Raw genomic sequence first — 16,126 nt, 5'->3', positions numbered from 1 at the left:
ATGGCGGCGGGTTCCGAGGTCACCTCCGACGGATTGCCGCCGCTTCGCGACGTGGTGGCGCGACACGGGCTCGAGCCGAAGCGGTCGCTCGGGCAGAATTTCCTTTTCGACCTGAACCTGACGGCTCGCATCGCCCGGACCGCCGGGCCTCTGGCGGGCGTCACGGTGGTCGAGGTCGGACCGGGCCCAGGCGGCCTCACCCGGGCCCTGCTGGCCCAAGGCGCCGAACGCGTCGTGGCGATCGAGCAGGACAGCCGCTGCCTGGCGGCCCTGGCCGAGGTGGCGGCGCATTATCCCGGACGCCTCGAGGTGATCGAGGGCGACGCGCTGACGGTGGACCCGAGCGCCTATGCGGTACCCGGACGGCCGCTGCGCATCGTGGCGAACCTTCCCTACAATGTCGGTACGGCACTGCTGACAGGCTGGCTCGAAACGGAGCCATGGCCGCCCTGGTTCGACCGCATGGTGCTGATGTTCCAGCGCGAGGTGGCCGAACGCATCGTCGCGACACCGGCCCAGCGGGTCGACTACGGCCGCCTCGGTGTGCTGTGCGGCTGGCGCACCAAGGCCCGTATCCAGTTCGACGTGCCGGCCTCGGCCTTTACGCCGCCGCCGAAGATCACATCCTCGATCGTCGAACTGGTGCCTCGGCCCGATCCGCTGCCCTGCAGGGCGGGCGCCCTCTCGGCCGTCACGCAGGCGGCATTCGGGCAGCGTCGCAAGATGCTGCGCCAATCGTTGAAGGCGCTGCCGGGTCTTCAGCCGGCGGATCTGCAACCCATGCTGGACGCGGCCGCGGTCGACGGTACCCGCCGGGCCGAGGAACTCACCATCGCGGATTTCGTCGCCATGGCCAGCTGGTGGGACGAGCGGCGGATCAACGCTCGTCCATGAGGCGCGCCACGAGCGCGGTCGTCACCGCCGTCTGACGCAGGCGCCGCAACCGCTCGGCCTTCAGGATCGACAGCACGCTGCCAAACGTCTGCTGCAGATCCTCGTTGACCAGCACGTAATCGTAGCTGGTCCAGCGGGAGATCTCGTTGCGCGACGCGGCCAGCCGAGCGTCGATGACGTCGGCCGAATCCTCGGCTCGACGCTCGAGCCTCCCCCGCAACTCCCGCATCGAGGGCGGCAGAATGAAGATCGTCACGGCGTCCTGGGGCGCCTTGGCCCGGACCTGCTGCGTCCCCTGATAATCGATGTCGAACAGCATGTCGCGGCCGCCCGCCAGCACCTCCTCGGCCGGCGCCCGGGGCGTGCCATAGGAATTGCCATGCACTTCGGCATGTTCCAGCAGGTCGCCGGCGTCCCGCAGGGCCGCAAAGGTCGCCGGGGTGATGAAGTGATAATGGATGCCGTCGGCCTCGCTGGCCCGACGCGCCCGTGTGGTGACCGACACGGACAGGGTGAGGTCGAGCTCGCGGTTCTGCAACAGCAGCCGGGTGAGCGTGGTCTTGCCGGCGCCGGACGGCGACGACAGGATCAACATTAATCCACGGCGCGAGGGAGGCAGGCTGGAAACCGGATCGACGATCGTCATAGCGTCACAAGTTGGAAAGGGACGGCAACCTGCGCGATTTCCCGCGCCCGGTCCAGCCCCGCATGAGCGGCGGCGGCGCGGCCTGCCTTCAGCGGGTGAGCACCGGCATCGGAGGGAGCGCCTTCAAAGCCGGAACCGATTTGGCGCTCGACAGGTCGTAGCTGCGATCTTTCAGCGGATCGAGGGCGGTGCCTTCCGAAGCATCGAAGATCCGCACACGCCCCTCGGCCAGGGGCGGCAGGCCGCCCTCCGGCGAGGCTGATGCAGTGCGCAGCGGCGCCGTCTCGGCCGGGAGCGCGCTTGAACTCGCGGGCAAGCCCATCGCCGCTTCGCGCGCCTTCATCTCGGCCTGCCGCTGGGGCGAAAGCGGGAACGTCTGCATCGAGCCGGCGGGCTCTGCCACACCGGTGTCAGCCGCCGCGGCGCCGAAGACATCCTGCGGCGGATCCTTCGACCTGACGCCGTCGACCTCGACGTCGAGTTCGTTGAACAGATCACCGTTCGGCTCGGCCCGGGGCGCGCCAATGAAATGCGCGTCGCTCGTCAGCAACGGCACGGCCGCGAAGCGGTCGCCCGCCTGCTTCCCCGCCCCAGAGCCGAGCGGCGCCAGGCCGCCGAACACCGTGTCCGAACCGAGATCGCCGCGCTGGTTCTTGCTGCCGGCCGGCGCCGCCGGGCCCGCAGGCCCCGAGTCGGGCGTCACCTTGTCCTTGGCGTCCTTCTCGATCTGGCGCCAGCGCAGGACGTTGGCGCGATGCTGATCGAGCGTTTCCGCAAAGGCGTGGCCCCCCGTGCCATCAGCCACGAAATAGAGTTCGCGGGTACGCGACGGATTTGCCACCGCCTCCAGCGCCGCCTTGCCAGGGTTGGCGATCGGCCCAGGCGGCAGCCCGGCGATCTGATAGGTATTGTAGGGGGTCTTCTGTTCGACCTCGGTTTTCAGGATGCCCCGCCCGAGCGTGCCCTTGCCGCCCACTAGCCCGTAAACGATGGTTGGGTCGGACTGCAGGGGGATGTTCTTCGACAGCCGATTGATGAAGACGCCCGCCACGCGGGGGCGCTCGTCCGCCTTGCCGGTTTCCTTCTCGACGATCGAAGCCAACGTCACGAGCTCATAGGGCGACCGGATAACCGTTTCGCCCGTGCGATGGCTCCACACCTCGTTGACGACCTTGCGCTCTTCCTGCTGCATGGTGCGCACCAATTGCTCGCGCGTGGTGCCACGGGCGAACTTATAGGTGTCGGGCATCAGCGAGCCTTCGGGCGGCACGGCCTTCAGTTCGCCCACTAGCACGTCGTTGTCGCTCATGCGGTCGACCACCTGCTGGCTGGTCAGGCCTTCCGGGATCGTCAGGGCGTGCAGCACCTGCTTGCCCGACACCAGCGTGTCGATCACGTCCTGCAGGCTGGCATTCTGCTTGAACAGGTACTCGCCCGCCTTCACGCTCCCCTTGTTGCGTTCGAGCAGAAGCATCGCCTTCATCAGCATGGCATTGTCGATGACGCTGTTTTCCTCCAGCGTCGTCTCGACGTCGTCGCCCTTCAGGATGTTGACGGTCTTGTCGGCGCCCAATGGCCCCGGAGCGGTGACCTTGCTGGACACGAACGACCAGCCGATCACGGCCACCACCACTAGGACGATGATGAACGACAAAAGGCCGCTCAGCAGCGAGAACAGTGAAGCGCGCTTGTGGCGTTGTGGGGCGGGCGGCGGAGGCGGCGCCGCTTCAGGCTGCAGGGCTTCCCTCGGGCTTTTCAACGACGGCACCCTTCGGATCGTTACGCACGGGTAGGCTGCGGCCGCGCCGCAGACCGTTCTAGCCTAACCAGGACGCGGAACAACGGCGCGCTCGTGGCGGGGCGACAGGCACGCGGCGATTTCCCGGGTTTGATGCGGCAGTGCCACGCGGCACCGGCCGTCTCAGGCGTCGGGGTGGCGGAACACCAGCGACGCATTCGTGCCGCCGAACCCGAAGGAATTCGACAGCGCGACGCCGATACGCTTCGACTTGGCCTTGTGGGGCACGAGGTCGATCGGCGTTTCGACCGACGGATTGTCGAGGTTCAGCGTCGGCGGCGCCACCTGGTCGCGGATGGCCAGAACCGAGAAAATGGCTTCAACGGCCCCGGCGGCACCCAGCAGATGACCGACCGCCGATTTCGTCGACGACATGGTGAGACCCTCGACCGCATCGCCCATCAGGCGCGTCACGGCGCCGAGCTCGATCTCGTCGCCAAGCGGCGTCGAGGTACCATGAGCGTTGACGTAGTCGACCGCCGAGGGCTCGAGGCCGGCGCGCTTCAGCGCGGCCTTCATGCACCGATAGGCACCATCGCCATCCGCCGATGGCGCGGTGATGTGGTAGGCGTCGCCGGTGAGACCATAGCCGATCACCTCGGCATAAATGCGGGCTCCGCGGGCCTTGGCGTGTTCGAGGCTCTCGACCACCACGCAACCGGCCCCGTCGCCCATGACGAAGCCGTCACGATCCTTGTCGTAGGGCCGCGAACCCGCCTCAGGCCGGTCGTTGAAGCCGGTCGACAGTGCCCGGCAGGCGCAGAAGCCGGCGAAGCTGAGGCGATTGACAGCCGATTCGGCGCCGCCCGCCACCATGACGTCGGCATCTCCGAAGGCCACCAGCCGCGCGGCGTCGCCGATCGCGTGCGCGCCGGTCGAGCAAGCCGTAACGACCGCATGGTTGGGCCCTTTCAGGCCGTGCATGATCGACACGTAACCGCTGGCCAGATTGATCAACCGGCCCGGGATGAAGAAGGGCGACAAGCGACGCGGGCCCCGCTCGTGCATCAGCACGGCGCCCTCGTTGATGCCGCCGAGACCGCCGATACCCGAGCCGATCAGCACGCCGGTGTTGATCTGGTCCTCGTAGGTCTTGGGCTCCCACCCGGCATCCCGCAGGGCCTGGGTGGCGGCCGAGACCGCATAAACGATGAAGGGGTCGACCTTGCGTTGTTCTTTGGGCTCCATCCAGCTGTCGGCATGGAAGGTGCCGTCCTGCCCGTCGCCGCGCGGGACCTGGCAGCCGATCTTGCAGGCAAGGTCGGAGGTATCGAAATCCTCGATGATCCTGGCGCCGCTCTGGCCCGCGATCAACCGCGCCCATGTTGTGGGAACGTCACCGCCGAGCGGCGAGACCATGCCCAATCCGGTGATAACGACCCGACGTCCGAGGTTCACCTATCCAGATCCTTACTCTTGGTCGTGTTGCGGGCGCCCGACCGGCGGAACCGTATCCAAGCACCAGTCCCCGCGGCCACACCGCAGGCCTCGCCGCGGCACCGGGGCGCCGCGGCTCCTGATGGGTGTCAGGCCTTCTTGTTCTTCTCGAGGAACCGCACCGCATCGCCGACGGTGACGATCGTCTCGGCCGCATCGTCCGGAATCTCGACGCCGAACTCTTCCTCGAAAGCCATGACGAGCTCAACGGTGTCGAGCGAGTCGGCGCCCAGATCGTCGATGAAATTGGCGTTGTCGACCACCTTGTCCGGCTCCACGCCGAGGTGTTCCACAACGATCTTCTTCACGCGCTCGGCGACATCGCTCATCTGGTCATTCCTTGTTGAGGTTGGTGTGCTCTGGTCGTGAGCGTTGATCGGATCCCGTGTCCACCGCTGCGGTCTGACCCGGGATGCTCAACACCCCAAGAGGGCCGTTGCCGCTGCTGGCCGACGCTCGCGTTGGAAGCACATTCGTTACAGAAAGGCAATTTCCCCAGGCCTTCGTTGTTGGTTTATGGCCCGGGGTGGGTTGCTAGCACGGCGATTCCGCCTTGGCGAGAGCGGGAAACGCCACCAAGGCTGCAGGCGGCCCTACCGCTACGGGCCTCTACACCATGGCCATGCCGCCATTCACGTGCAGGGTCTGGCCCGTCACATAGCCGGCCTCGTCACTGGCCAGGAAGGCCACGCAGGCCGCGACGTCGGTGCCGGCCCCCATCTGGCCAGCCGGGATGCTGCCCAGGATCTTGTCCTTCTGGGCGTCGGTCAGCACGGCCGTCATGGCGCTGGCGATGAAGCCCGGCGCGACGCAATTCACCGTGACGCCGCGGCTCGCCACCTCGGCCGCGAGCGACTTGCTCATCGCGGTGAGGCCCGCCTTCGAGGCCGCGTAATTGCCCTGCCCGGCATTGCCGGTGGTGCCCACCACCGATGTGATGGTGACGATGCGCCCGGCACGGCGCTTCATCATGCCCTTGAGGGCCGCGCGGGACAGCCGGAAGCCGGCCGTCAGATTAATGTCGAGAACCGCCTGCCAGTCCTCGTCCTTCATCCGCATGAAAAGCTTGTCGCGCGTCACGCCGGCGTTGTTGACCAGGATGTCGAGCCGGCCGAGTGCCGCCTCGGCGGCCGGCACCAGCGCCTCAACGGCCTCGACGTTGCCGAGGTCGCACGGCAGGCAGTGGACGCGATCACCAAGCTCCGCCGCGAGCTCGTCGAGCTTGGCCGCGCGGGTGCCCGAGATCGCCACTGTGGCGCCCTGAGCGTGCAGGGTGCGGGCGATGGCGCCACCGAGACCGCCTGTGGCGCCCGTCACGAGAGCGGTCTTGCCGGTCAGATCGAACATGGATGGGTCCTTTGTTTCAGACGAGCGCGGGCCGTGCCGACTCGACGCCACGGGAAAGCTCAACGGTTGCGGAAAGCCGCGATATCGTCCGGCGTGCCGATCGATCGGGCCTGCGCCTCGGGTGCGATGCGCTTCACCAATCCAGCCAGCACCTTGCCGGAGCCGACCTCGACGAACTCCGTCACCCCCGCATCGGCCATGAAGCGCATGCTTTCGCGCCAGCGCACGGTGCCACACACCTGATCGACGAGCGCCTGCCGGATGGCATCCGGGGTCGTCACCGGCGCGGCCAGCCTGTTGGCCACCACCGGCACGACCGGTGCCTTGATGTCGGCCGCCGCGAGGGCATCGCGCATGGCAACCGCGGCCGGCGCCATCAGGCCGCAATGGAAGGGGGCCGACACCTGCAGCAACACCGCCCGCTTGACGCCGCGCGCCTTGGCGAGCGCAATGGCCCGCTCCACCGCGGCAGCGTGGCCCGACACCACGACCTGCCCGCCGCCATTGTCGTTGGCGATATCGCAGACCTCCCCCTCGGCCGCTTCGGCCGCGATGGCGCGGGCCTGCTCCTCCTCAACGCCGAGAAGGGCCGCCATGGCGCCCTCCCCGGCCGGTACCGCCCGCTGCATGGCCTCGCCGCGCAGCCGTAGCAGTTGCGCCGCCGTCTCGATCTCGAAGGCGCCCGCCGCCGCCAGCGCCGAATATTCTCCAAGCGAATGGCCAGCCACAAAGGCGGCATCGGTCACCGCGAAACTGGCCTCGGCCTGCAATACCGCCACAACCGCGAGGCTGGTTGCCATCAAGGCCGGCTGGGCATTGGCGGTGCGGGTCAGCTCGGCCTCGGGCCCGGCGAACATCAACCGCGACAAGGGCTCACCAAGGGCCGCATCGACGCGGTCAAACACCGTTCGCGCCACGGGAAAGCTCTCGGCCAGGGCCTTGCCCATGCCGACGGCCTGGGACCCCTGCCCCGGAAAAACGAGTGCGATGGACATCGGGCCTCCATGGCCGTTGAAAGGGTCGCGAGTTCCATCATCGGCATGGCTGTGTCAAGCGCGCCACAGCGGTCCGGCAATCGAACGCCGCCGCGGCGATGGCTCGGGATCGACAGCGCCGGTCGATTCGGAGCGAGCCCGTCCGGTAGGACGCTTTCCCATGTCGTGGGAGAATGCAACCATGGATCGGCCCAAAACCTCACCCGGCACCGACAGGACCCTCGGCTTCGTGCTGGTGGCGATCTCGGCCGTGTTGTGGAGCACCGCGGGCCTGTTCGTCCGCATGGCCGGGCTCGATCCCTGGACGGTGCTGGGATGGCGGTCGCTCGCCTCGGCGGTGTTCCTCGCGGCCTTTTTCGCGATGCGAAGCCGCCGACGCGCCGGCGCCGCCCTGCGTCGCCTGGGCTGGCCCGACCTGTTCCAGATCGCCACCAGCCTCATAGCCACGATCGCCTATGTGTTCGCACTCGAACTGACCAGCGTGGCCAATGTGATGACCGTCTACGCCACCCTGCCGTTCGTGGCGGCCGGCATCGCCTTTGTGTGGGTCGGCGAGCGCGTCGACGCCCGCCTGCTCGTCGCCGGCGCCGTGGCGCTCGCCGGGGTGGCCCTGATGGCGGGGGCCGCCATGACGGCGCGCGACATCGCCGGCAATCTCGCGGCCTTTGCGACGACGGTCGGCTTCGGCCTGCAGCTGGTGCATGTGAAGCGGCATCCGGGCGCCGACATGCCGCTCATCATGGCTGTCGCGGCAGGGCTATGCGCCATCCTGAGCTGGCCCTTGATGGCCGCCACCCTGCCGAGCCCGAGCCAGATCGGCGCCATGGCGGCGTTTGGCATCCTGACCACCGGCATCGGCTACATTCTGGCCCTCGAAGGCGGACGCCGCATCGGCTCAGGCGAGGCCGGCATCGTGTCGATGCTGGATGTGGTGCTGGGGCCGCTTTGGGTGTGGCTGGCCTTCGCGGAAGTGCCGAGCCGGGCCGTGCTCCTGGGCGGCACGCTCGTGCTCGGCTCGGTGCTGTGGTACCTGTGGCGCAGCCGGGAGGGGGCGACGGCGGTGTCGCCGTAAGCCTCTGCCCGACAGGCCTTCCCTTCCGCCGCGATCTCGGCTATCTAGTCCTCCTCCGCAGACCCTGGCCGGGGGCTGAACGGGAGCGCTTTGCTGTTGATCGCAGCCGAGCGAGGGTTACGACCCGCTGCTCCCCGTGTTCCCGCCTTCGTTGATCCATCCGTCGAGCCTTTCCGGGGCTCGAAGGGCTTCGCGCCAGGGTCGGCACGACGATGATGAAAGGCAGAACCAGCATGGCTCTCTATGAGCATGTCTATCTGGCGCGGCAGGACGTGACTGCGCAACAGGTGGAAACCATTACCGAACAGATGAAGGGCGTGATCGAGGCCGGCGGCGGCACGATCGCCAAGGTGGAATATTGGGGCGTCAAGTCCCTCGCCTACCGCATCAAGAAGAACCGCAAGGCGCATTTCACGCTGATGAACATTTCGGCGCCGGCGTCCGCCGTGGCCGAAATGGAACGTCAGCTCAGCCTCAACGAGGATGTGTTGCGCGTCCTCACGCTCCGCATGGAAGAGCTCGAGGAAGGTCCCTCGGCGATGCTGCGCAAGCGTGAAGAAAGCGACCGCGACGATCGCGGTGACCGCGGCGATCGCCGTGGCGGCGGCGGTGGCCGTTTCGACCGTGCTCCGCGCCCGCCCCGTTCGGCTGAAGGCGGCTTCGCTCAAGAGGGACAAGCCTGATGTCGACCGCTCCGCGCCGCCCCTTCTTCCGTCGTCGCAAGTCCTGCCCGTTCTCCGGCCCGAATGCGCCGAAGATCGACTACAAGGACACGCGCCTGCTGTCCCGCTACGTGTCCGAGCGTGGCAAGATCGTGCCGTCCCGCATCACGGCCGTCTCGGCCAAGAAGCAGCGCGAGCTTGCTCAGGCCATCAAGCGCTCGCGCTTCCTGGGCCTGCTGCCTTACGTGATCCGCTAAGCCGCTTCGCGGTATTGCGTTTCGGCGGTCGGGTCAGCCCGGCCGCCCCACAAGATCCGGCCGGGGTGTGATCCCTCCGACTTCGTTGGCGGCCCGCTGGGGCCGTCTAACCGCCTCCCGCGGGACAGCATGGCTTCGTTGAAACCTATTGGCGTCGCGGCCGGCGCCGGACTCGCCTCGGCTCTGCTCTTCGCGGCTTCCGCCAAGGGCGGCCCGTTGGCGATCGTCATCGCCTATGCGACACCGCTGCCGATCATGATCGCGACGCTTGGGTTCGCGCAGGCCACCGGCCTCATCGCGGCCGGCGTCGGCACCGTGACGATCTTGGCCTTGCTGGGCCTTTTGCCGGCTGTCTTCTTCGCCGTCCTGATCGGCTTGCCATCCTGGTGGCTCGGCTATCTGAGCCTGCTGGGCCGCCCGACGGCCGAACCCGTGCCGACAGTGTCCTCAGCGGCGCCCGCCATGGCTTGGTATCCGATCGGCAGGGTCGCGGCTTCGGGCGCCGCCCTGGTCACACTTGTTGTGCTTGGCTTCGGGGCCGCTACCCTGGCGCATTACGGCGGCTATGAAACGGCCGTAGCGGCCTTGACGGCCCACCTGAAGACCATGTTGGCCCAGGCAGGCCCGGAAGGGCAGCTGGCCGAGGCGGCCGGCTCGGTGGTGCGCCTGCTGCCGTCCTTGATGGCGGCCTCCACCTTCCTGATGCTGATGTTGAACCTATGGGTCGCGGGCCGGGTCGTGCAGGGCTCGGGGCTGCTGGCGCGCCCCTGGCCGACGCTGCCCGAGCATCTGCGATTGCCGCGCTGGGCGGCTTACGTGCTAGTCGGGGCGGCCTTGGCGACGCTACTGGGCAGCATCGCCGGCATGGTCGCGGGCGTCGTCCTGGCGCCCCTCGCCGTCGCCTTCGTGCTGCAGGGTCTGGGGGCCGCCCATGCGTTGACGCGTGGCCTCGCGGCCCGGCGGCTCATTCTGTTCGCCATCTATTTCATCACGCTGAGCCTCGTGCCGTCGCTGCTGGCGCTGGCGGTGCTCGGCGTCGTGGATTGCCTGACGCCGTTGCGGCGGCCCCGGGCCCTACCTCCCACACCATCCAACCAACCCCGATAGGAGAGAACCATGGAAGTGATTCTGCTGGAGCGCGTGCCGAAGCTCGGCCAGATGGGCGACAAGGTGCGCGTCAAGGACGGCTTCGCCCGCAATTTCCTGCTGCCGCGCGGCAAGGCCCTGCGCGCCACCGTGAAGAACGCCCAGACCTTCGAAGGCCAGAAGGCCCAGCTCGAGGCCCGCAACCTCGAAGCCAAGCAGGAAGCCCTCGCGGTCGGCCAGCGCATCGAAGGCGCCAGCTTCACCATCATCCGTCAGGCGGGCGAGACCGGCCAGCTTTACGGGTCGGTGTCGCCGCGTGACATCGCCGAGGCGGTCAGCAAGGCCGGCGTTTCGATCAACCGCAACCAGATCGCCCTGATGACCCCCATCAAGGCCATCGGCATGCACACGGTGCCGCTGCAGCTGCACCCGGAAGTGTCCGTGAACGTCACGGCCAACGTGGCGCGTTCCGAGGCCGAAGCCGAGCGTCAGGCCATGGGCGAAGACCTCAACGTCCGCGAAGAGAACACCCTCGACGACCTCGGCCTCGAGGTCGGTGCGGCGCTGGCCGAGAGCGGCGGCAGCTTCGATCGCTAAAAAAACCAGGGCGGGCCGCACCAAGCGGCCCGCCCTTCTCGACCCTGATCTGGCTCAGACGGGTCGGGCTACAAGCTGAACCGATATTCCGTGATCTGCCGGTAGGTTTCGCCGGGCCGCAGCACGCTCGACGGGAAATGCCGGTGGTTCGGTGCGTCGGGGAAATTCTGCGTCTCCATGGCGACGCCCGCATAGGCGCCATAATGGGCGCCATCGAGGCCCGCCACCGGCACATGCACCTTGGCGCCGTCATAGATCTGCACGCCGAACTGATCGGTCGCCACCTCAAGCGCGAGCCCGTTCGCCTTCGAGCGCAGCAGCGCCGCATGGGCGAGGCCCGTCGCGGCATCGGGCTGGCGAGCCAGCACGTAATTCATGTCGTAATGCTGGTCGGACGGGTCGCGGATCGGGCGCGGCGCCCGGAAGTCGAACGGCGTGCCAGCCACCGGCACGATCGCGCCGGTGGGGATCAGTTCGTCGTCGACCGCAGTACGGAAGGCCGCCGCGACGCTCAATTCGTGGTCGCGCACGTCGGCCGAGCCGTCGAGGTTGAAATAGGCATGGTTGGTCAGGTTGACGACCGTCGGCGCGTCCGTGGTGGCGGTGATCTCCATCCGCAGCGTCAAGCCGTCCAGCCGATACAGGCAGGTCACGTCCAGGTTGCCCGGAAACCCCATGTCGCCGTCGGCCGAGTGCAAGGCCAGCGTGACACTGTCGGCGGTGCTGTTCGCCAGCCGCCAGGGCAGCTTGTTGAAGCCGGCCGTGCCGCCATGCAGGGCGTTGCGGCCCTTCTCGTTGCAGGGCACCTGGAAGGACCTACCGTCGATCGCGAACTGGCCGCGCGCGATGCGGTTGGCGTAGCGCCCCGGCACAGCACCGAAGCTCGGCGAATGGGCGCGGTAATCGGCAAGGCTGTTGAGGCCTAGCACGGTCGATTGCCGAACGCCGCGTACCGGCACCGCGAGGTCGCGGATGACGGCGCCCCAGGTGATAATGCTGGCTTCCAGCCCCGCCGCGGAAGCGATGGAGATCTCCTGGACGGGGATGCCGTCCACCTCACCGAAGTCGCGAACAGCCCCTGACATCCCGTGTCTCCCTTGTGGTCCGGCCCTAGTGGGCCTTCGCGTCGAACTCTTCGGCCCGCAGCCGGTGGGCGAGCCCATCCAGCACGGCGTTGATCATGCCGACTTCCTCGCGCTCGAAGAAGGCGCCACCGATGTCGGCATATTCCTTGATGACGACGCGGGCCGGCACGTCGCCACGGTGGCGCAACTCATAGGCGCCCGCCCGCAGGATGGCGCGCAGGATGCTTTCTACCCGGGTCAGCGGCCATCCGCTTTGCAGCGCGTCATTGACCATCCGGTCGAGCGGGCCCTGGTGCTCGAGCACGCCGTTCAGCACGTCGCGGAACAGCCCGATATCGGCCGGCTTGTATTGGTCGCCCTCGACTTCCTGCCCGATCCAATGCGACTCGAATTCCGCCAGGATGTTCGGCAGCGCCGTACCGGCGAGCTCCATCTGGTAGAGCGCCTGCACGGCGGCAAGGCGCGCGGCAGCGCGTTGTTCGGGACGCGGCGTCATCAGCGGACGCCCAGGCCGCGTTTCAGCCGAAGCAGCGTCAGGGCAGCCTCGGCGGCCTCGGCGCCCTTGTTGCCGCGCGCCGGATCGGCCCGCACCTCGGCCTGCTCCAGGGTCTCGACCGTCAGGATGGCATTGCCGATCGGGAAGCAATGCGCCATGCCGAAATCCGTCAGGCCGCGGGCGCTTTCGTTCGACACGATCTCGAAATGGTAGGTTTCGCCCCGGATGATGCAGCCGAGCGCCACCACAGCGTCATAGACGGGCTTGGTGGCCTGATAGGCGATTGCCACAGCACCCGGCACCTCGAGCGCCCCCGGCACCGTCACGATGTCGTAGCTGGCGCCCGCGGCCTCGAGCGCAGCCTGAGCGCCGGCCAGAAGCTGATCCTGGATGGCGTCGTAGAATCGCGCCTCGATGATCAGCACATGGGCGGGCGCGACGGAATCATGCGTCGCCGTCTTGATGCGGCTCGGTTCGGCCATCGGTGTTTTCGCTCGGAGATCAGCAGGCGGGGCGACGCGCCCCAACGGGTCGCCCGTCATTAAAGGGGCGCCGGGCGGCAGGCAAGCCGAGCCGGCACAATCCACCCCTGCCCGGCCGGCGGGGCCGCCGTCAGGCCCGCGTCGAACCGCCTTGGCCAGAAGCGGCGGTGTCAGCCAGACGCGCCGCGTAGCGGGCCATCTGGTCGACCTCGAGGTTGAGCTGGTCGCCGACCGCGACATCGCCCCAGGTGGTCACCGCCAGCGTGTGCGGGATGAGCAGCACCGTGAAGCGGCTGCCTTCGACGCCGTTGACCGTCAGCGACGTGCCGTCGAGCGAGACCGAGCCCTTTTCGGCGATGAACCGCGCCAGCGGTGCGGGTGCCTCCAAGGTGAACCGCACCGTGGTGCCGAGGTCCTCCCGCCCGACCACGGTGGCGAGGCCATCGACGTGACCGGACACGAGATGACCGCCGAGTTCGTCGCCGATCTTGAGCGAGCGCTCGAGGTTGATCTTCCGGTTGGCGGTCCAGGTGCCGAGCGTCGTGCGGTCAAGGGTTTCCCAACCGGCATCGATGTCGAACCAGGTCCGACCCGCCGCCTCGCCGACCGCCACGGCCGTGAGGCACGGGCCCGAACAGGCGATCGAGGCCCCAAGCGCGATCGATGCTGCCGGATAGGCGCAGGCGATGCGGAGGCGGCGCACGTCGCCGCGCTCCTCCACGGACAACACTTCGCCGACGTCGCTGACAAGCCCGGTGAACATGGGGTTCAGATCCTCTCGAACTCTTGGAGCCGGTCGGCCCCGAGCCGCCGGTCGCCCATGCGGGCATAATGGGCCGGGTCGGCCAGGGTGTGCCGCGCTTCATCCGACAAGGCAGGCAGGCCCGGAGATCCCAAAGCCTGCGCACCCGTCAACACAACCACGCAATCGGCGAAGCCGCCCAGGATCAAGGCCGAGGCGAGGTGCGGACCACCTTCGCAGAAGACACGGGTGAGGCCGAACCCGCCAAGGCGGCGCAACGCCGCGTCGAGGTCGAGGCCATCAGGGCCGGTGGGCACGCCGATCAGGGTGATTTCAGGGTTGCTGGCGCCCCGCATTCTCGGCGCTTCGGAGGCGGCTTCCTCCGACGTCAGGACGATCAGGGGCCCCTCGCTCGGCGTCCGCATCAGCTGCGCGGCCGCCGGCATACGCCCGTAGCTGTCGAGCACCACCCGCACCGGGCGGGCCACGACGCCCGGCAACCGCACGGTAAGCAACGGATCGTCGGCCAGCACCGTGCCGATGCCCACCATCACGGCGTCGTGCGACGCCCGCAGGCGATGGACCTCCCGGTTGGCGTGCGGGCCGGTGATCAGCAGGCGCTCGGCGCCGCTCGCGCGGGCCGCGAAACCATCTGCCGTCTCGGCCATCTTCACGCTGACGGTCGGACGCCCTTCGGTGACGCGCAAGAGGTGCCCACGATGGTCGCGGCGCACTTCGGCCTCGAGCACCGGTCCCACCACCGCGATCCCCGCCTCACGCAACTGGGCGAGACCACGGCCGGCCACGCGCCCATCGGGGTCGTCGAGACCGTAGACCACGCGGCTGATCCCGGCCGCCACGATGGCCTCCGTGCAGGGCGGCGTGCGGCCATGGTGGCTACAAGGCTCGAGCGTCACATACAGCGTGGCGCCCCGCCCCGCGGCACCGGCCTCGGCCAGCGCCAGCGGCTCGGCATGCGGCCGCCCGCCGGGCGCCGTGACACCCCGGCCGAGCACCACGCCGTCTCGGACCACCAGCGCCGCCACGGCCGGGTTCGGGGCCGTTTGCCCCATGCCACGCCGGCCGAACGCCAAAGCGGCCCGCATCCAGCGCGCGTGGTTGGCGCGCTCTTCGCCCACCATCGGCGGATCAGTAGATCGGGAAGCGCCGCGTCAGTGTCGTCACCTGCTCGCGCACCTCGGCCTCCACAGCGCCGTTGCCGGCCTCGCCATGGGCTGCGAGCCCGTCCAGCACGATGCCGATCAGGCGCCCCACCTCGGTGAACTCCGGCTCGCCGAAGCCGCGCGACGTCGCGGCCGGGGTGCCGAGCCGCACGCCCGAGGTCACGAACGGCTTTTCGGGGTCGAACGGCACGCCGTTCTTGTTGCAGGTGATGTGGGCGCGGCCGAGCGCCGCCTCGGCGGCCTTGCCGGTCAGCCCTTTGGGACGCAGGTCGACCAGCATCAGGTGATTGTCGGTGCCGCCCGACACGATGGCCGCACCGCCTTTGACCACGGAAGCGGACAGCGCCCGGGCATTGGCGACCACCTGATGGGCATAGGCCTGGAACTCGGGCGTCAGCGCTTCCCCGAACGCCACCGCCTTGGCGGCGATGACGTGCATCAGCGGGCCGCCCTGCAGGCCGGGGAAGATCGCCGAATTGATCTTCTTGGCCAAGGCCTCGTCGTTGGTCAGGATCATGCCGCCCCGCGGCCCGCGCAGGGTCTTGTGGGTGGTGGTGGTGACCACATGGGCGTGCGGGAAGGGCGAGGGATGCGCGCCACCGGCCACCAGGCCGGCGAAATGCGCGATGTCGACCATGAAATAGGCCCCGACCTCGTCGCAGATCTCGCGGAAGCGGGCGAAGTCCCAATGACGCGAATAGGCCGAGCCGCCCGCAATGATGATCTTCGGCTTGTGCTCGCGGGCCTTGGCGGCGAGCGCGTCCATGTCGATCAGGTGGGTGGTCGGGTCGACCGTATAAGGCACCGGCCGGAACCAGCGGCCCGACATGTTGACGGGCGAGCCATGGGTGAGGTGCCCGCCGGCCGCGAGGTCGAGGCCCATAAAGGCGTCGCCGGGCTTCAGCAGCGCCAGGAAGACGCCCTGGTTGGCCTGACTGCCGGAATTCGGCTGCACGTTGGCGAAGTCGCAACCGAACAATTGCTTGGCCCGCTTGATGGCGAGGTCCTCGGCCACGTCCACGAACTGGCAGCCGCCGTAATAACGCTTCCCCGGGTAACCCTCGGCATATTTGTTGGTCATCACCGAGCCCTGCGCCTCGAGCACCGCGCGGGACACGATGTTTTCCGAGGCGATCAACTCGATCTCGTCGCGCTGCCGGCCGAGCTCGGACGCGATGGCGCCCGCGATCTCCGGATCGGTGGCCGACAGGCTGGCCCCGAAGAAGCTGTTCGACAGGCGGGACTCACGGCCTTTCGGCGCATGGACGGCGAGATCGGTCATTGCGGGCGGTCCTCGGCTGAAACGAAACGGCACGCCGAAGCGTGCCGGTTGCCGCAGGTCTTAC

Annotated in this window: 18 protein-coding genes; 6 read left to right on the top strand and 12 right to left on the bottom strand. The window is 68.3% G+C overall.

Annotated elements, in window-relative coordinates; genetic code table 11:
- Entirely contained in the window at window positions 1-894 is an 894-nt protein-coding gene (gene rsmA / locus P7D22_RS07040) for a 16S rRNA (adenine(1518)-N(6)/adenine(1519)-N(6))-dimethyltransferase RsmA (protein WP_319933512.1), read from the top strand.
- On the opposite strand, the gene gmk is transcribed toward rsmA, so the two are convergent.
- The 6 genes from gmk to fabD form a co-directional block, all read right to left on the bottom strand.
- On the bottom strand, window positions 878-1,489 hold the full coding sequence (gmk, locus tag P7D22_RS07035) for a guanylate kinase (RefSeq protein WP_442916042.1): 612 nt from the start codon (window positions 1,487-1,489) through the stop codon (window positions 878-880). The genes rsmA and gmk overlap by 17 nt on opposite strands.
- A 139-nt stretch (window positions 1,490-1,628) precedes the next feature.
- Window positions 1,629-3,308 carry an endolytic transglycosylase MltG gene (gene mltG / locus P7D22_RS07030; RefSeq protein ID WP_319933510.1) on the bottom strand — a complete coding sequence of 560 codons (1,680 nt, stop codon included), beginning with the start codon at window positions 3,306-3,308 and terminating at the stop codon, window positions 1,629-1,631.
- Window positions 3,309-3,461: 153 nt separating this feature from the next.
- Window positions 3,462-4,736 (bottom strand): beta-ketoacyl-ACP synthase II, encoded by a 1,275-nt coding sequence (fabF, locus tag P7D22_RS07025; protein ID WP_442916040.1) that lies wholly within the window; start codon window positions 4,734-4,736, stop codon window positions 3,462-3,464.
- A 128-nt stretch (window positions 4,737-4,864) separates the two neighbouring features.
- Complete coding sequence (locus P7D22_RS07020; protein WP_319933508.1) at window positions 4,865-5,104, bottom strand: acyl carrier protein; 240 nt, start codon at window positions 5,102-5,104, stop codon at window positions 4,865-4,867.
- A gap of 280 nt (window positions 5,105-5,384) precedes the next feature.
- Window positions 5,385-6,122, bottom strand: a complete 738-nt coding sequence (gene fabG / locus P7D22_RS07015) for a 3-oxoacyl-[acyl-carrier-protein] reductase (protein WP_319933507.1) — start codon at window positions 6,120-6,122, stop codon at window positions 5,385-5,387.
- 59 nt (window positions 6,123-6,181) lie between these two features.
- Window positions 6,182-7,117 carry an ACP S-malonyltransferase gene (fabD, locus tag P7D22_RS07010; protein ID WP_319933506.1) on the bottom strand — a complete coding sequence of 312 codons (936 nt, stop codon included), beginning with the start codon at window positions 7,115-7,117 and terminating at the stop codon, window positions 6,182-6,184.
- Between the two features lie 181 nt (window positions 7,118-7,298).
- Here fabD and P7D22_RS07005 point away from each other — a divergent pair, with 181 nt between their 5' ends.
- The 5 genes from P7D22_RS07005 to rplI all read left to right on the top strand — a co-directional run bounded on the left by P7D22_RS07005 (window position 7,299) and on the right by rplI (window position 10,791).
- Window positions 7,299-8,189 carry a DMT family transporter gene (locus P7D22_RS07005; RefSeq protein WP_319933505.1) on the top strand — a complete coding sequence of 297 codons (891 nt, stop codon included), beginning with the start codon at window positions 7,299-7,301 and terminating at the stop codon, window positions 8,187-8,189.
- A 233-nt stretch (window positions 8,190-8,422) separates the two neighbouring features.
- Complete coding sequence (rpsF, locus tag P7D22_RS07000) at window positions 8,423-8,872, top strand: 30S ribosomal protein S6 (protein WP_319933504.1); 450 nt, start codon at window positions 8,423-8,425, stop codon at window positions 8,870-8,872.
- A complete protein-coding gene (gene rpsR / locus P7D22_RS06995; protein WP_319933503.1) occupies window positions 8,872-9,108 on the top strand; it encodes a 30S ribosomal protein S18 in 237 nt (78 codons plus the stop codon). Before rpsF ends, rpsR begins: the two co-directional genes overlap by 1 nt.
- 129 nt (window positions 9,109-9,237) lie before the next feature.
- Window positions 9,238-10,215, top strand: a complete 978-nt coding sequence (locus P7D22_RS06990) for a DUF2232 domain-containing protein (protein WP_319933502.1) — start codon at window positions 9,238-9,240, stop codon at window positions 10,213-10,215.
- 9 nt (window positions 10,216-10,224) lie between these two features.
- On the top strand, window positions 10,225-10,791 hold the full coding sequence (gene rplI, locus P7D22_RS06985; protein WP_319933501.1) for a 50S ribosomal protein L9: 567 nt from the start codon (window positions 10,225-10,227) through the stop codon (window positions 10,789-10,791).
- Window positions 10,792-10,859: 68 nt separating this feature from the next.
- Here the strand turns inward: rplI and P7D22_RS06980 are convergent, their stop codons facing one another.
- From P7D22_RS06980 to glyA, 6 genes are all read right to left on the bottom strand, one after another.
- Window positions 10,860-11,876 carry an aldose epimerase family protein gene (locus P7D22_RS06980; protein WP_319933500.1) on the bottom strand — a complete coding sequence of 339 codons (1,017 nt, stop codon included), beginning with the start codon at window positions 11,874-11,876 and terminating at the stop codon, window positions 10,860-10,862.
- Window positions 11,877-11,901: 25 nt separating this feature from the next.
- A complete protein-coding gene (gene nusB, locus P7D22_RS06975) occupies window positions 11,902-12,372 on the bottom strand; it encodes a transcription antitermination factor NusB (RefSeq protein WP_319933499.1) in 471 nt (156 codons plus the stop codon).
- Entirely contained in the window at window positions 12,372-12,854 is a 483-nt protein-coding gene (gene ribH, locus P7D22_RS06970; protein WP_319933498.1) for a 6,7-dimethyl-8-ribityllumazine synthase, read from the bottom strand. The genes nusB and ribH overlap by 1 nt, the downstream gene beginning before the upstream one ends.
- Window positions 12,855-12,984: 130 nt before the next feature.
- Window positions 12,985-13,617, bottom strand: a complete 633-nt coding sequence (locus P7D22_RS06965) for a riboflavin synthase (RefSeq protein WP_319933497.1) — start codon at window positions 13,615-13,617, stop codon at window positions 12,985-12,987.
- A gap of 5 nt (window positions 13,618-13,622) precedes the next feature.
- On the bottom strand, window positions 13,623-14,738 hold the full coding sequence (gene ribD, locus P7D22_RS06960) for a bifunctional diaminohydroxyphosphoribosylaminopyrimidine deaminase/5-amino-6-(5-phosphoribosylamino)uracil reductase RibD (RefSeq protein ID WP_319933496.1): 1,116 nt from the start codon (window positions 14,736-14,738) through the stop codon (window positions 13,623-13,625).
- 7 nt (window positions 14,739-14,745) lie between these two features.
- Window positions 14,746-16,062 (bottom strand): serine hydroxymethyltransferase, encoded by a 1,317-nt coding sequence (gene glyA / locus P7D22_RS06955; protein ID WP_319933495.1) that lies wholly within the window; start codon window positions 16,060-16,062, stop codon window positions 14,746-14,748.
- Between the last annotated feature and the right edge of the window lie 64 nt (window positions 16,063-16,126).

The organism is Lichenihabitans sp. Uapishka_5 (assembly GCF_033947565.1).
In the GTDB taxonomy this organism is placed as follows: Bacteria; Pseudomonadota; Alphaproteobacteria; order Rhizobiales; family Beijerinckiaceae; genus Lichenihabitans.
Note: the sequence above shows the minus strand (reverse complement) of the source record. Positions and strands in the feature narration are given on the sequence as shown.

Coding starts and splice junctions, on each gene's coding strand:
- rsmA (WP_319933512.1), top strand. CDS start 1: ATGGCGGCGGGTTCCGAGGTCACCTCCGACGGATTGCCGCCGCTTCGC.
- gmk (WP_442916042.1), bottom strand. CDS start 1,489: ATGTTGATCCTGTCGTCGCCGTCCGGCGCCGGCAAGACCACGCTCACC.
- P7D22_RS07020 (WP_319933508.1), bottom strand. CDS start 5,104: ATGAGCGATGTCGCCGAGCGCGTGAAGAAGATCGTTGTGGAACACCTC.
- fabG (WP_319933507.1), bottom strand. CDS start 6,122: ATGTTCGATCTGACCGGCAAGACCGCTCTCGTGACGGGCGCCACAGGC.
- fabD (WP_319933506.1), bottom strand. CDS start 7,117: ATGTCCATCGCACTCGTTTTTCCGGGGCAGGGGTCCCAGGCCGTCGGC.
- P7D22_RS07005 (WP_319933505.1), top strand. CDS start 7,299: ATGGATCGGCCCAAAACCTCACCCGGCACCGACAGGACCCTCGGCTTC.
- rpsF (WP_319933504.1), top strand. CDS start 8,423: ATGGCTCTCTATGAGCATGTCTATCTGGCGCGGCAGGACGTGACTGCG.
- rpsR (WP_319933503.1), top strand. CDS start 8,872: ATGTCGACCGCTCCGCGCCGCCCCTTCTTCCGTCGTCGCAAGTCCTGC.
- P7D22_RS06990 (WP_319933502.1), top strand. CDS start 9,238: ATGGCTTCGTTGAAACCTATTGGCGTCGCGGCCGGCGCCGGACTCGCC.
- rplI (WP_319933501.1), top strand. CDS start 10,225: ATGGAAGTGATTCTGCTGGAGCGCGTGCCGAAGCTCGGCCAGATGGGC.
- P7D22_RS06980 (WP_319933500.1), bottom strand. CDS start 11,876: ATGTCAGGGGCTGTTCGCGACTTCGGTGAGGTGGACGGCATCCCCGTC.
- nusB (WP_319933499.1), bottom strand. CDS start 12,372: ATGACGCCGCGTCCCGAACAACGCGCTGCCGCGCGCCTTGCCGCCGTG.
- ribH (WP_319933498.1), bottom strand. CDS start 12,854: ATGGCCGAACCGAGCCGCATCAAGACGGCGACGCATGATTCCGTCGCG.
- P7D22_RS06965 (WP_319933497.1), bottom strand. CDS start 13,617: ATGTTCACCGGGCTTGTCAGCGACGTCGGCGAAGTGTTGTCCGTGGAG.
- ribD (WP_319933496.1), bottom strand. CDS start 14,738: ATGGTGGGCGAAGAGCGCGCCAACCACGCGCGCTGGATGCGGGCCGCT.
- glyA (WP_319933495.1), bottom strand. CDS start 16,062: ATGACCGATCTCGCCGTCCATGCGCCGAAAGGCCGTGAGTCCCGCCTG.